We start from the raw sequence: 10,645 nt of genomic DNA, 5'->3' as shown, positions 1-10,645 counted from the left end.
CTCTTACTCCTCAACTTTAACCATGAAGGAAACCGCGTTGATCATACCGCGAATAGCAGGAGTATCCTCGCGCTCTACGGTGTGACCAATACGACGCAGACCCAGGCCAAGCAGCGTTGCCTTGTGTTTCGGCAGACGACCGATTGCACTGCGGGTTTGAGTAATTTTAATAGTCTTTGCCATGGTTTATTTCCCCAGAATTTCTTCAACGGATTTACCACGCTTGGCAGCGACCATTTCTGGAGAATTCATATTTTCCAGGCCATCAATAGTTGCACGAACCACGTTGATCGGGTTGGTGGAACCATATGCTTTAGCCAGAACGTTATGAACCCCAGCGACTTCCAGAACGGCGCGCATTGCACCACCGGCGATGATACCGGTACCTTCGGAAGCCGGCTGCATGAATACGCGAGAACCCGTGTGAACACCTTTAACAGGGTGTTGCAGAGTGCCGTTATTCAGCGCGACGTTAATCATATTGCGACGGGCTTTTTCCATCGCTTTCTGGATCGCTGCTGGAACTTCACGCGCTTTACCGTAACCAAAACCAACGCGACCGTTACCATCGCCAACTACAGTCAGAGCTGTGAAGGAGAAAATACGACCACCTTTAACGGTTTTAGATACGCGGTTTACCGCGATCAGCTTTTCCTGCAGTTCGCCAGCTTGTTTTTCGATGTGAGCCATCTTACACCTCTACCTTAGAACTGAAGGCCAGCTTCACGGGCAGCATCTGCCAGTGCCTGGACACGACCATGATATTGGAACCCGGAACGGTCAAAGGATACATCTTTGATGCCTTTTTCCAGAGCGCGTTCAGCGACAGCTTTACCCACAGCTGCAGCCGCGTCTTTGTTACCGGTGTACTTCAGTTGTTCAGCGATAGCTTTTTCTACAGTAGAAGCAGCTACCAGAACTTCAGAACCGTTCGGTGCAATTACCTGTGCGTAAATGTGACGCGGGGTACGATGTACCACCAGGCGAGTTGCGCCCAGCTCCTGGAGCTTGCGGCGTGCGCGGGTCGCACGACGGATACGAGCAGATTTCTTATCCATAGTGTTACCTTACTTCTTCTTAGCCTCTTTGGTACGCACGACTTCGTCGGCGTAACGAACACCCTTGCCTTTATAAGGCTCAGGACGACGGTAGGCGCGCAGATCCGCTGCAACCTGGCCGATCACCTGCTTATCAGCGCCTTTCAGCACGATTTCAGTCTGAGTCGGACATTCAGCAGTGATACCCGCAGGCAGCTGATGGTCAACAGGATGAGAGAAACCCAGAGACAGGTTAATCACATTGCCTTTAACCGCTGCACGGTAACCTACACCAACCAGCTGCAGCTTCTTAGTGAAGCCTTCGGTAACACCGATAACCATTGAGTTCAGCAGGGCACGCGCGGTACCAGCCTGTGCCCAACCGTCTGCGTAACCATCACGCGGACCGAAGGTCAGGGTATTATCTGCATGTTTAACTTCAACAGCATCGTTGAGAGTACGAGTCAGCTCGCCGTTTTTACCTTTGATCGTAATAACCTGACCGTTGATTTTTACGTCAACGCCGGCAGGAACAACGACCGGTGCTTTAGCAACACGAGACATTTTTTCCTCCGATTAGGCTACGTAGCAGATAATTTCGCCACCAAGACCAGCCTGGCGCGCTGCACGATCAGTCATAACACCTTTAGAGGTAGAAACAACTGCGATACCCAGACCCGCCATAACTTTCGGCAGCTCATCTTTACGTTTATAGATGCGCAGACCTGGGCGGCTGACACGCTGAATGCTTTCTACAACAGCTTTGCCCTGGAAATACTTCAGAGTAAGTTCCAGTTCAGGCTTGGTGTCGCCTTCAACTTTAAAATCTTCAATAAAACCTTCTTCCTTCAGCACGTTGGCGATTGCCACTTTCAGCTTGGAGGAAGGCATGGTGACCGCAGCTTTGTTCGCGGCCTGACCGTTACGGATACGGGTCAGCATATCCGCGATCGGATCTTGCATGCTCATCTGTCTTTACTCCCGTGATTCAATTGGTGACAATTACCAGCTAGCCTTTTTCAGACCCGGGATTTCACCGCGCATAGCGGCTTCACGGACCTTAATACGGCTCAACCCGAACTTCCGCAGGAAACCATGCGGACGACCTGTTTGACGGCAGCGGTTACGCTGACGAGACGGGCTGGAATCACGCGGCAGAGTCTGCAGCTTGAGAACAGCGTTCCAACGATCTTCGTCGGAAGCGTTCACATCAGAGATGATCGCTTTCAGTTCAGCGCGTTTCGCGAAGTATTTATCAGCTAAAGCTACGCGTTTTACTTCGCGTGCTTTCATTGATTGCTTAGCCATTTAGTAACCCTACCTTACTTGCGGAACGGGAAGTCAAAGGCAGCCAGCAGAGCGCGGCCTTCTTCGTCAGATTTCGCAGTAGTGGTAATGGTAATATCCAAACCACGAACGCGGTCGACTTTATCGTAGTCGATTTCTGGGAAGATGATCTGCTCACGGACACCCATGCTGTAGTTACCACGACCGTCGAAAGACTTAGCGGACAGGCCACGGAAGTCACGGATACGAGGTACAGCAATAGTGATCAGGCGCTCAAAGAACTCCCACATGCGTTCGCCACGCAGAGTTACTTTACAGCCGATCGGATAGCCCTGACGGATTTTGAAGCCTGCAACAGATTTGCGTGCTTTGGTGATCAGCGGTTTTTGACCGGAGATTGCTGCCAGGTCTGCTGCTGCGTTATCCAGCAGTTTTTTGTCAGCGATCGCTTCACCAACACCCATGTTCAGGGTGATCTTCTCGACCCGAGGGACTTGCATGACAGAATTGTAGTTAAACTCAGTCATGAGTTTTTTAACTACTTCGTCTTTGTAGTAATCATGCAGTTTCGCCATCGTACTACTCCAAATTACTTGATAGTTTCGCTGTTAGACTTGAAGAAACGGACTTTTTTGCCGTCTTCGAATCTAAAGCCTACACGGTCAGCCTTGCCGGTTGCCGCATTGAAGATTGCTACGTTGGAAACCTGAATAGCGGCTTCTTTTTCAACGATGCCACCCGGTTGGTTCAGGGCCGGAACCGGCTTCTGATGTTTCTTAACCAGGTTGATACCTTCAACAATGACCTTGCCGGAAGACAGGACATTCTTAACTTTACCGCGTTTACCTTTATCTTTACCGGTTAACACGATAACTTCGTCATCACGACGGATTTTCGCTGCCATGATTCGCTCCTTAGAGTACTTCTGGTGCCAGAGAGATAATTTTCATGAACTTCTCACTACGAAGCTCACGAGTTACCGGCCCAAAAATACGCGTACCGATAGGCTGCTCGCTGTTGTTGTTCAGAAGAACACAAGCATTACCATCGAAGCGAATGACAGAACCGTCCGGGCGACGAACACCCTTCTTGGTGCGCACCACTACCGCCTTCAGCACATCACCTTTTTTGACCTTACCACGCGGAATTGCTTCTTTGATGGTGATCTTGATGATGTCGCCTACGCCTGCGTAGCGACGGTGCGAGCCACCCAGAACCTTGATACACATTACGCGACGTGCACCGGAGTTGTCGGCGACGTTCAGCATAGTCTGTTCTTGGATCATTTTAGTGCTCCGCTAATGTCAACTACTACTGAGACCCGAAAATCAGGTCGTTAAAAATCCCCATATCGAGGGCGCGGCATTATAACACCGCTTCAAGGATATGGGTAGAAAAAATAAACGGCTCATTTCTGAGCCGTTTATTCGTATCGAAAGAGTGTACTGTATTACAGAACCGCTTTCTCTACAACGCGAACCAGCGTCCAGGATTTAGTCTTGGACAGCGGACGGCATTCGCGGATTTCAACCACGTCACCGATACCGCATTCGTTGTTCTCGTCATGTACGTGCAGTTTGGTCGTACGCTTGATGAATTTACCGTAGATCGGGTGTTTCACAAAACGTTCGATAGCAACAACAATGGATTTCTCCATTTTGTCGCTAACAACGCGACCTTGCAGAGTACGGATTTTATCGGTCATTACGCACCCGCCTTCTCGTTCAGTAAAGTCTTAACGCGTGCGACATCGCGACGCACTTGCTTCAACAGGTGAGACTGTTGCAGCTGGCCACTTGCAGCCTGCATACGCAGGTTGAACTGCTCACGCAGCAGGTTCAGCAGCTCGGTGTTCAGCTCTTCAACGCTCTTCTCACGCAGCTCTTTTGCTTTCATTACATCACCGTCTTAGTTACAAAGGTGGTTTTAATCGGCAGTTTCGCTGCTGCCAGCTTGAATGCTTCACGGGCCAGCTCTTCCGGAACACCGTCCATTTCATACAGGACTTTACCCGGCTGAATCAAGGCAACCCAATACTCCACGTTACCTTTACCTTTACCCATACGCACTGCCAGCGGCTTTTCAGTGATCGGTTTGTCCGGGAACACACGGATCCAGATCTTACCTTGACGCTTAACTGCACGGGTCATAGCACGACGTGCTGCTTCGATCTGACGGGCAGTCAGACGACCACGGCCAACAGCTTTCAGACCGAAGCTGCCGAAGCTAACATCCGTACCCTGCGCCAGACCGCGGTTACGGCCTTTGTGCATTTTACGGAATTTTGTACGCTTTGGTTGTAACATCAGCGACGCTCCTTATTTACGGCCTTTACGCTGCTGCTTTTTAGGCTGAGCAGCCGGTTTTTCCGGTTGTTCAACAGCAGCCATACCACCCAGGATCTCGCCTTTGAAGATCCACACTTTAACGCCGATTACACCGTAAGTGGTGTGCGCTTCAGAGGTGTTGTAGTCGATGTCAGCACGCAGAGTGTGCAGCGGTACGCGACCTTCGCGGTACCATTCGGTACGTGCGATTTCCGCGCCGCCCAGACGGCCGCTAACTTCAACTTTAATACCTTTAGCGCCCAGACGCATTGCGTTCTGTACAGCACGCTTCATAGCACGACGGAACATAACGCGACGTTCCAGCTGAGAAGTGATGCTGTCAGCAACCAGTTTTGCGTCCAGTTCAGGCTTACGAACTTCGGCGATGTTGATCTGTGCAGGAACGCCAGCGATGTCCGCTACGACCTTACGCAGTTTTTCTACGTCTTCACCTTTTTTACCGATAACGATACCCGGGCGAGCAGTGTGAATGGTTACACGGATGCTCTTAGCCGGACGCTCGATAACGATACGAGATACGGACGCTTTAGCCAGTTCCTTAGTCAGGTACTGACGTACTTTAAAATCGCTGTCCAGGTTGTCAGCGAATTCTTTGGTGTTCGCAAACCAGGTAGAGTTCCATGGTTTTACAATACCCAGGCGAATACCATTAGGATGTACTTTCTGACCCATTGCTAGTCTCCAGAGTCTCAGCGATCGGACACAACCACAGTGATGTGGCTGGTGCGCTTCAGGATGCGATCTGCACGACCTTTTGCACGCGGCATAATGCGCTTCATGCTCGGGCCTTCGTCTACGAAAATTTTCGTAACTTTCAGATCGTCAATGTCAGCGCCATCGTTGTGTTCAGCGTTAGCAATGGCAGATTCCAGAACTTTCTTGACCAGTACAGCCGCTTTCTTGTTGGTGTAGGTCAAAATATCCAGAGCCTGCGACACTTTCTTACCGCGAATCAGGTCAGCAACAAGGCGAACCTTCTGAGCAGAAGAACGAGCATGGCGATGTTTAGCGATAGTTTCCATCTCTTCCTCCTACCTTATTTCTTCTTCGCTTTTTTATCAGCAGCGTGGCCGCGATAAGTACGAGTCGGTGCGAATTCACCCAGTTTGTGACCGACCATTTCGTCGGTTACAAATACCGGAACGTGCTGACGACCATTATGGACAGCGATGGTCAAACCGATCATGTTAGGAAAGATCGTTGAACGACGGGACCAAGTGCGCAGGGGCTTCTTGTCTCCGCTTTCCACCGCTTTCTCTACCTTCTTCAGCAAGTGCAGGTCAATAAAAGGACCTTTCTTGAGAGAACGTGGCATGGCTTATCCTCTAAAATTATTTGCTACGGCGACGTACGATGAATTTATCAGTACGCTTGTTGCTGCGGGTCTTCTTACCTTTGGTCTGAACGCCCCACGGAGTTACCGGGTGCTTACCAAAGTTACGACCTTCACCACCACCATGTGGGTGGTCTACCGGGTTCATCGCGGTACCGCGAACGGTCGGACGAACACCACGCCAGCGTGCAGCACCTGCTTTACCCAGAACGCGCAGCATATGCTCAGCATTGCCAACTTCGCCCAGAGTTGCACGGCAGTCTGCTTCTACTTTACGCATTTCACCAGAACGCAGACGCAGGGTGACATAAGCACCATCACGAGCAACGATCTGAACGTAAGTACCAGCGGAACGTGCCAGCTGACCGCCTTTACCTGGTTTCATTTCTACGTTATGAACAGTAGAACCAACCGGGATGTTGCGCATCGGCAGGGTGTTACCTGGTTTGATTGCAGCATCAACGCCAGACTGAATCTGGTCGCCAGCTTTCAGGCCTTTAGGGGCCAGGATGTAACGGCGTTCACCGTCTTTGTACAGAACCAGCGCGATGTTCGCGGAACGGTTCGGATCGTACTCAAGACGTTCAACAACTGCCGGGATACCGTCTTTGTTGCGTTTGAAGTCAACAATACGGTAAGCCTGCTTGTGGCCACCACCGATATGACGAGTGGTGATACGGCCATTGTTGTTACGACCACCGGATTTGCTGTTTTTTTCCAGCAACGGAGCAAAAGGTTTGCCCTTGTGCAGCTCAGGGTTAACCACTTTAACTACGTGGCGACGACCCGGAGATGTCGGTTTACATTTAACAACTGCCATTGTATTACTCCTCCGACTTACTCAGCGCCGCCAACGAAGTCCAGATTCTGGCCTTCTTTCAGGGTGACGTAAGCTTTTTTCCAGTCGCTACGACGACCGATACGCTGTCCGTGACGTTTAACTTTCCCTTTAACTACCAGGGTGTTAACGACTTCGACTTCGACTTCAAACAGTTTCTGCACAGCAGCTTTGATTTCTGCTTTGGTCGCGTCTTTAGCAACTTTGAGTACGATGGTGTTGGATTTTTCCATCGCAGTAGACGCTTTTTCAGAAACGTGCGGTGCACGCAGCACCTTCAGCAGACGTTCTTCACGAATCATGCCAGCATCTCCTCAACTTGCTTAACAGCATCAGCAGTCATTACGACTTTGTCGAAGGCGATCAGGCTAACCGGGTCGATACCAGTTGCATCGCGTACGTCAACCTTGTGCAGGTTGCGCGCAGCCAGGAACAGGTTTTCGTCCAGCTCACCGGTGATGATCAGCACATCTTCCAGAGCCATGTCTTTCAGTTTCTGTGCCAGCAGCTTAGTTTTCGGCGCTTCTACAGAGAACTTCTCGACAACGATCAGACGATCCTGACGTACCAGTTCGGACAGGATGCTTTTCAGCGCGCCGCGGTACATCTTCTTGTTAACTTTTTGACTGTGGTCCTGCGGACGAGCAGCAAAGGTCACGCCACCAGAACGCCAGATCGGGCTCTTGATAGAACCAGAACGCGCACGGCCGGTGCCTTTCTGGCGCCACGGTTTTTTACCGGAACCAGTTACTTCAGCACGAGTCTTCTGAGCACGAGTACCCTGACGAGCACCAGCTGCATAAGCAACAACAACCTGGTGAACCAGCGCTTCGTTGAAATCACGACCGAAGGTAGTTTCGGAAACAGTCAGCGCGCTCTGCGCGTCTTTCAATACTAATTCCATTGCTATCTCCTTACGCCTTCACAGCTGGTTTAACGATCAGGTCGCTACCGGTTGCACCCGGGACAGCACCTTTAACCAGCAGCAGGTTGCGCTCAGCGTCAACGCGTACTACGTCAAGGCTCTGAACGGTTACACGTTCGTTACCCATCTGACCTGCCATTTTCTTGCCTTTGAACACTTTGCCCGGAGTCTGGTTCTGACCGATAGAACCCGGAACGCGGTGAGACAAGGAGTTACCGTGAGTAGCGTCCTGGGTACGGAAGTTCCAGCGCTTAACGGTACCTGCGAAACCTTTACCTTTAGAGGTGCCAGTTACGTCAACTTTTTTAACGTCAGCAAACAGTTCAACGCTAATGCTCTGACCTACAGTGAACTCTTCGCCTTCAGCCAGGCGGAATTCCCACAGACCACGGCCAGCTTCTACGCCAGCTTTAGCGAAGTGGCCAGCTTCAGGCTTGGTCACACGGTTAGCTTTTTTAGCACCGGTGGTCACCTGAATAGCACGGTAGCCATCGTTAGCCAGGTCTTTAACCTGAGTAACGCGGTTTGCTTCAACTTCGATTACGGTTACTGGGATAGAAACGCCGTCTTCTGTGAAGATACGGGTCATACCCACTTTTTTACCGACTAAACCAATCATTGTTTCAACCTCTCAATCGCTCAATGACCTGATTAACCCAGGCTGATCTGCACGTCTACACCGGCAGCCAGATCCAGACGCATCAGAGCATCAACGGTTTTCTCGGTTGGCTCAACGATGTCAACCAGACGCAAGTGAGTACGGATTTCGTACTGATCGCGCGCGTCTTTGTTGACGTGCGGGGAGATCAGAACAGTGAAGCGCTCTTTGCGTGTCGGCAGCGGGATCGGACCACGGACCTGCGCACCAGTGCGCTTGGCAGTCTCGACGATTTCCGCGGTTGCTTGATCGATCAGACGATGATCAAACGCTTTCAGGCGGATACGGATTCTTTGGTTCTGCATGAGACCAGAGCTCCAATTATTTTATAAACGAAAATGATTACTCCTCAGACCCATTACGATTGATGGGAGAGTGTAACCGTTCTTACGTAGCTCCCCGATTGGGAGCATTGTTAGGTAGCCAAATTCGGCTAACTGAGGTTCAGATTGAACCTGCTGTCAACTACGACAAGCCCGCGCATTATACGCAAATCTGAGCCTGACGCAAGCATCGGGTAGAAATTAATCGCAACGCGCAGATTGCGAGCTGTATTCCACGAAATTTGTAAGGTTGTGAAGATAGCGTTTTTCACCGGAACCAGGTTAACAAATCAGCGATTTCTCTGTTGCTGAGCATCCGGAGTTATTCGATGGTGATACTCCAATTACAGAGGATGTTTTATGGACGCTACCCTTCCCTTTCTGATTTTGTACGCTTGTTTATCTGTCCTACTTTTTTTATGGGATGCAAAGCATGGCTTGTTACCTGACAGATTTACCTGCCCGTTACTCTGGTCAGGTCTTTTGTTCTCTCAGGTTTGTAATCCTGACGGTTTAGCCGATGCGTTATGGGGGGCGATTATTGGTTACGGCACATTCGCTGTCATTTACTGGGGGTATCGCATACTGCGTCATAAAGAAGGATTAGGCTATGGTGATGTGAAGTTTCTCGCCGCCCTTGGTGCCTGGCATACCTGGACCTTCTTGCCACGACTGGTTTTCCTTGCTGCCTCATTCGCTTGCGGAGCCGTAGTTGTTGGTCTGCTCATGAGAGGAAAAGAGTCATTAAAAAACCCGCTGCCTTTTGGGCCATTTCTGGCGGCTGCGGGTTTCGTTGTAGGTTGGGATAGTTTGCTGGCAGGCCGTTAATCTTTAACTTTTATTTGTGATTGCAGGTAATTTTGTAAACCGATTTTACCGATGAGATCCAGCTCAGTTTCGAGCCAGTCAATATGACCTTCTTCATCGGCAAGGATCTCGATCATCATATCACGGCTAACATAGTCATGAACGCTGTCGGCATACGCGATAGCCTCACGGAGATCCTTCGCGCCTTCCAGTTCTAATCGCAGGTCGGATTGCAGCATCTCCTCGACATCTTCACCAATCCCCAGTTTGCCTAAATCCTGTAAGTTGGGGATTCCTTCTAAAAACAAAATACGCTCGATATATTTATCAGCGTGTTTCATCTCATCGATGGATTCATGGTATTCGACGTCATTGAGACGCATCAGGCCCCAGTTTTTAAACATCCGGGCATGGAGAAAATACTGATTGATTGCGACAAGCTCATTTCCCAATAGTTTATTGAGATAATTTATGATTTTAACATCACCTTTCATTTTATAGTCCCTCCGCTTCCACTATTAGAGCGTAGATGGGGCTAGCGGGATGTCAAAAAATAAGCGTGGTCTTCAGGCAATCTCTTTAAATTCTGGCATCTGCATCAACTCGTCCTGCATCACTTCGCGCGCGGCGCGAATGCACTTACCGCATTGATTTCCCACAGGAATAAACTTACGCAATTGTTGGAAAGATTGCGGATGAAACTGACGGACTGCCTGGCGAATTTTTTTGTCACTTACACCATTACACAAACAAACGTACATGATTGCTCCCGTTCAAATTCTGCGCAAAGTGTAAATGAGAATGGTTATGATTACAATAGCACAGTTTTATTTGCGCCATAGTTCAGCGAGCAAAATTACGACTAAATATTTCGAGCTCAAATTACGGGCAGCAAAAAGGGCGCCGAAGCGCCCTTTTCAATTCAAAACTAATTAACGTGTAATTAGCCCAGAACTTTAGCAACAACGCCCGCGCCAACGGTACGGCCGCCTTCACGGATTGCGAAACGCAGACCGTCGTCCATCGCGATCGGGTGGATCAGGGTAACAACCATTTTGATGTTGTCGCCCGGCATTACCATCTCTACGC

23 protein-coding genes and 1 pseudogene are annotated in these 10,645 nt (G+C 50.0%); 1 reads left to right on the top strand and 23 read right to left on the bottom strand.

The genetic code is table 11. From position 1 onward, the window contains the following. Nucleotides 1–3: 3 nt before the first annotated feature. The 20 genes from rpmD to rpsJ all read right to left on the bottom strand — a co-directional run bounded on the left by rpmD (nucleotide 4) and on the right by rpsJ (nucleotide 8,731). Nucleotides 4–183, bottom strand: a complete 180-nt coding sequence (gene rpmD / locus E0D98_RS09655) for a 50S ribosomal protein L30 (RefSeq protein WP_001140433.1) — start codon at nucleotides 181–183, stop codon at nucleotides 4–6. 3 nt (nucleotides 184–186) lie between these two features. After that, nucleotides 187–690: a 30S ribosomal protein S5 gene (gene rpsE / locus E0D98_RS09650; protein WP_000940121.1), complete on the bottom strand. Its 504-nt coding sequence runs from the start codon at nucleotides 688–690 to the stop codon at nucleotides 187–189. Nucleotides 691–704: 14 nt separating this feature from the next. Further along, nucleotides 705–1,058: a 50S ribosomal protein L18 gene (rplR, locus tag E0D98_RS09645; RefSeq protein WP_000358960.1), complete on the bottom strand. Its 354-nt coding sequence runs from the start codon at nucleotides 1,056–1,058 to the stop codon at nucleotides 705–707. A gap of 9 nt (nucleotides 1,059–1,067) precedes the next feature. After that, nucleotides 1,068–1,601 carry a 50S ribosomal protein L6 gene (gene rplF / locus E0D98_RS09640; protein WP_000091945.1) on the bottom strand — a complete coding sequence of 178 codons (534 nt, stop codon included), beginning with the start codon at nucleotides 1,599–1,601 and terminating at the stop codon, nucleotides 1,068–1,070. Nucleotides 1,602–1,613: 12 nt separating this feature from the next. Continuing rightward, nucleotides 1,614–2,006 (bottom strand): 30S ribosomal protein S8, encoded by a 393-nt coding sequence (gene rpsH, locus E0D98_RS09635; protein ID WP_000062611.1) that lies wholly within the window; start codon nucleotides 2,004–2,006, stop codon nucleotides 1,614–1,616. 33 nt (nucleotides 2,007–2,039) lie between these two features. Next, complete coding sequence (gene rpsN, locus E0D98_RS09630; RefSeq protein WP_001118930.1) at nucleotides 2,040–2,345, bottom strand: 30S ribosomal protein S14; 306 nt, start codon at nucleotides 2,343–2,345, stop codon at nucleotides 2,040–2,042. Between the two features lie 14 nt (nucleotides 2,346–2,359). After that, nucleotides 2,360–2,899 (bottom strand): 50S ribosomal protein L5, encoded by a 540-nt coding sequence (gene rplE / locus E0D98_RS09625; protein WP_001096200.1) that lies wholly within the window; start codon nucleotides 2,897–2,899, stop codon nucleotides 2,360–2,362. Nucleotides 2,900–2,913: 14 nt separating this feature from the next. Next, a complete protein-coding gene (rplX, locus tag E0D98_RS09620; protein ID WP_000729185.1) occupies nucleotides 2,914–3,228 on the bottom strand; it encodes a 50S ribosomal protein L24 in 315 nt (104 codons plus the stop codon). A 10-nt stretch (nucleotides 3,229–3,238) separates the two neighbouring features. Further along, nucleotides 3,239–3,610 carry a 50S ribosomal protein L14 gene (gene rplN, locus E0D98_RS09615; RefSeq protein ID WP_000613955.1) on the bottom strand — a complete coding sequence of 124 codons (372 nt, stop codon included), beginning with the start codon at nucleotides 3,608–3,610 and terminating at the stop codon, nucleotides 3,239–3,241. 164 nt (nucleotides 3,611–3,774) lie between these two features. Continuing rightward, on the bottom strand, nucleotides 3,775–4,029 hold the full coding sequence (rpsQ, locus tag E0D98_RS09610) for a 30S ribosomal protein S17 (RefSeq protein WP_000130100.1): 255 nt from the start codon (nucleotides 4,027–4,029) through the stop codon (nucleotides 3,775–3,777). Then, a complete protein-coding gene (gene rpmC / locus E0D98_RS09605) occupies nucleotides 4,029–4,220 on the bottom strand; it encodes a 50S ribosomal protein L29 (protein WP_000644741.1) in 192 nt (63 codons plus the stop codon). Before rpmC ends, rpsQ begins: the two co-directional genes overlap by 1 nt. Beyond that, nucleotides 4,220–4,630, bottom strand: coding sequence for a 50S ribosomal protein L16 (rplP, locus tag E0D98_RS09600; protein ID WP_000941212.1), 411 nt, complete (start codon nucleotides 4,628–4,630; stop codon nucleotides 4,220–4,222). The genes rpmC and rplP overlap by 1 nt, the downstream gene beginning before the upstream one ends. A 12-nt stretch (nucleotides 4,631–4,642) precedes the next feature. Continuing rightward, nucleotides 4,643–5,344, bottom strand: a complete 702-nt coding sequence (gene rpsC / locus E0D98_RS09595) for a 30S ribosomal protein S3 (RefSeq protein ID WP_000529945.1) — start codon at nucleotides 5,342–5,344, stop codon at nucleotides 4,643–4,645. Nucleotides 5,345–5,361: 17 nt separating this feature from the next. Continuing rightward, nucleotides 5,362–5,694, bottom strand: coding sequence for a 50S ribosomal protein L22 (gene rplV / locus E0D98_RS09590; RefSeq protein WP_000447529.1), 333 nt, complete (start codon nucleotides 5,692–5,694; stop codon nucleotides 5,362–5,364). Between the two features lie 14 nt (nucleotides 5,695–5,708). Beyond that, nucleotides 5,709–5,987: a 30S ribosomal protein S19 gene (gene rpsS / locus E0D98_RS09585; RefSeq protein WP_001138117.1), complete on the bottom strand. Its 279-nt coding sequence runs from the start codon at nucleotides 5,985–5,987 to the stop codon at nucleotides 5,709–5,711. 16 nt (nucleotides 5,988–6,003) lie between these two features. After that, on the bottom strand, nucleotides 6,004–6,825 hold the full coding sequence (rplB, locus tag E0D98_RS09580; RefSeq protein ID WP_000301864.1) for a 50S ribosomal protein L2: 822 nt from the start codon (nucleotides 6,823–6,825) through the stop codon (nucleotides 6,004–6,006). A 17-nt stretch (nucleotides 6,826–6,842) separates the two neighbouring features. Further along, nucleotides 6,843–7,145, bottom strand: coding sequence for a 50S ribosomal protein L23 (gene rplW / locus E0D98_RS09575; RefSeq protein ID WP_000617544.1), 303 nt, complete (start codon nucleotides 7,143–7,145; stop codon nucleotides 6,843–6,845). Further along, a complete protein-coding gene (rplD, locus tag E0D98_RS09570; RefSeq protein ID WP_000424395.1) occupies nucleotides 7,142–7,747 on the bottom strand; it encodes a 50S ribosomal protein L4 in 606 nt (201 codons plus the stop codon). Before rplD ends, rplW begins: the two co-directional genes overlap by 4 nt. A gap of 10 nt (nucleotides 7,748–7,757) precedes the next feature. Then, a complete protein-coding gene (rplC, locus tag E0D98_RS09565) occupies nucleotides 7,758–8,387 on the bottom strand; it encodes a 50S ribosomal protein L3 (protein ID WP_000579833.1) in 630 nt (209 codons plus the stop codon). Nucleotides 8,388–8,419: 32 nt separating this feature from the next. Further along, nucleotides 8,420–8,731: a 30S ribosomal protein S10 gene (gene rpsJ / locus E0D98_RS09560; protein WP_001181004.1), complete on the bottom strand. Its 312-nt coding sequence runs from the start codon at nucleotides 8,729–8,731 to the stop codon at nucleotides 8,420–8,422. A 378-nt stretch (nucleotides 8,732–9,109) separates the two neighbouring features. Here rpsJ and E0D98_RS09555 point away from each other — a divergent pair, with 378 nt between their 5' ends. Continuing rightward, complete coding sequence (locus tag E0D98_RS09555; RefSeq protein ID WP_000340171.1) at nucleotides 9,110–9,577, top strand: A24 family peptidase; 468 nt, start codon at nucleotides 9,110–9,112, stop codon at nucleotides 9,575–9,577. Here the strand turns inward: E0D98_RS09555 and bfr are convergent. From bfr to tuf, 3 genes and pseudogenes are all read right to left on the bottom strand, one after another. After that, nucleotides 9,574–10,050 (bottom strand): bacterioferritin, encoded by a 477-nt coding sequence (gene bfr, locus E0D98_RS09550; RefSeq protein ID WP_000675515.1) that lies wholly within the window; start codon nucleotides 10,048–10,050, stop codon nucleotides 9,574–9,576. The two genes, E0D98_RS09555 and bfr, sit on opposite strands and share 4 nt — an antisense overlap. 72 nt (nucleotides 10,051–10,122) lie before the next feature. Continuing rightward, complete coding sequence (gene bfd, locus E0D98_RS09545) at nucleotides 10,123–10,317, bottom strand: bacterioferritin-associated ferredoxin (RefSeq protein WP_000289090.1); 195 nt, start codon at nucleotides 10,315–10,317, stop codon at nucleotides 10,123–10,125. 182 nt (nucleotides 10,318–10,499) lie between these two features. After that, nucleotides 10,500–10,645, bottom strand: a pseudogene (gene tuf, locus E0D98_RS09540) (elongation factor Tu); the annotation flags it as partial.

Origin of the sequence: Escherichia sp. KCJ4928, assembly GCF_004352695.1 — a bacterium.
Taxonomy (GTDB): domain Bacteria; phylum Pseudomonadota; class Gammaproteobacteria; order Enterobacterales; family Enterobacteriaceae; genus ECMA0423.
This window is presented reverse-complemented; position numbering and strand designations above follow the sequence as displayed.

Coding starts and splice junctions, on each gene's coding strand:
- rplN (WP_000613955.1), bottom strand. CDS start 3,610: ATGATCCAAGAACAGACTATGCTGAACGTCGCCGACAACTCCGGTGCA.
- rpsQ (WP_000130100.1), bottom strand. CDS start 4,029: ATGACCGATAAAATCCGTACTCTGCAAGGTCGCGTTGTTAGCGACAAA.
- rplB (WP_000301864.1), bottom strand. CDS start 6,825: ATGGCAGTTGTTAAATGTAAACCGACATCTCCGGGTCGTCGCCACGTA.
- rplE (WP_001096200.1), bottom strand. CDS start 2,899: ATGGCGAAACTGCATGATTACTACAAAGACGAAGTAGTTAAAAAACTC.
- rpsC (WP_000529945.1), bottom strand. CDS start 5,344: ATGGGTCAGAAAGTACATCCTAATGGTATTCGCCTGGGTATTGTAAAA.
- rpsH (WP_000062611.1), bottom strand. CDS start 2,006: ATGAGCATGCAAGATCCGATCGCGGATATGCTGACCCGTATCCGTAAC.
- rplC (WP_000579833.1), bottom strand. CDS start 8,387: ATGATTGGTTTAGTCGGTAAAAAAGTGGGTATGACCCGTATCTTCACA.
- rplV (WP_000447529.1), bottom strand. CDS start 5,694: ATGGAAACTATCGCTAAACATCGCCATGCTCGTTCTTCTGCTCAGAAG.
- E0D98_RS09555 (WP_000340171.1), top strand. CDS start 9,110: ATGGACGCTACCCTTCCCTTTCTGATTTTGTACGCTTGTTTATCTGTC.
- rpsJ (WP_001181004.1), bottom strand. CDS start 8,731: ATGCAGAACCAAAGAATCCGTATCCGCCTGAAAGCGTTTGATCATCGT.
- rplP (WP_000941212.1), bottom strand. CDS start 4,630: ATGTTACAACCAAAGCGTACAAAATTCCGTAAAATGCACAAAGGCCGT.
- rplD (WP_000424395.1), bottom strand. CDS start 7,747: ATGGAATTAGTATTGAAAGACGCGCAGAGCGCGCTGACTGTTTCCGAA.
- rpmD (WP_001140433.1), bottom strand. CDS start 183: ATGGCAAAGACTATTAAAATTACTCAAACCCGCAGTGCAATCGGTCGT.
- rpsS (WP_001138117.1), bottom strand. CDS start 5,987: ATGCCACGTTCTCTCAAGAAAGGTCCTTTTATTGACCTGCACTTGCTG.
- rplF (WP_000091945.1), bottom strand. CDS start 1,601: ATGTCTCGTGTTGCTAAAGCACCGGTCGTTGTTCCTGCCGGCGTTGAC.
- bfd (WP_000289090.1), bottom strand. CDS start 10,317: ATGTACGTTTGTTTGTGTAATGGTGTAAGTGACAAAAAAATTCGCCAG.
- rpmC (WP_000644741.1), bottom strand. CDS start 4,220: ATGAAAGCAAAAGAGCTGCGTGAGAAGAGCGTTGAAGAGCTGAACACC.
- rpsE (WP_000940121.1), bottom strand. CDS start 690: ATGGCTCACATCGAAAAACAAGCTGGCGAACTGCAGGAAAAGCTGATC.
- rplR (WP_000358960.1), bottom strand. CDS start 1,058: ATGGATAAGAAATCTGCTCGTATCCGTCGTGCGACCCGCGCACGCCGC.
- rplX (WP_000729185.1), bottom strand. CDS start 3,228: ATGGCAGCGAAAATCCGTCGTGATGACGAAGTTATCGTGTTAACCGGT.
- bfr (WP_000675515.1), bottom strand. CDS start 10,050: ATGAAAGGTGATGTTAAAATCATAAATTATCTCAATAAACTATTGGGA.
- rpsN (WP_001118930.1), bottom strand. CDS start 2,345: ATGGCTAAGCAATCAATGAAAGCACGCGAAGTAAAACGCGTAGCTTTA.
- rplW (WP_000617544.1), bottom strand. CDS start 7,145: ATGATTCGTGAAGAACGTCTGCTGAAGGTGCTGCGTGCACCGCACGTT.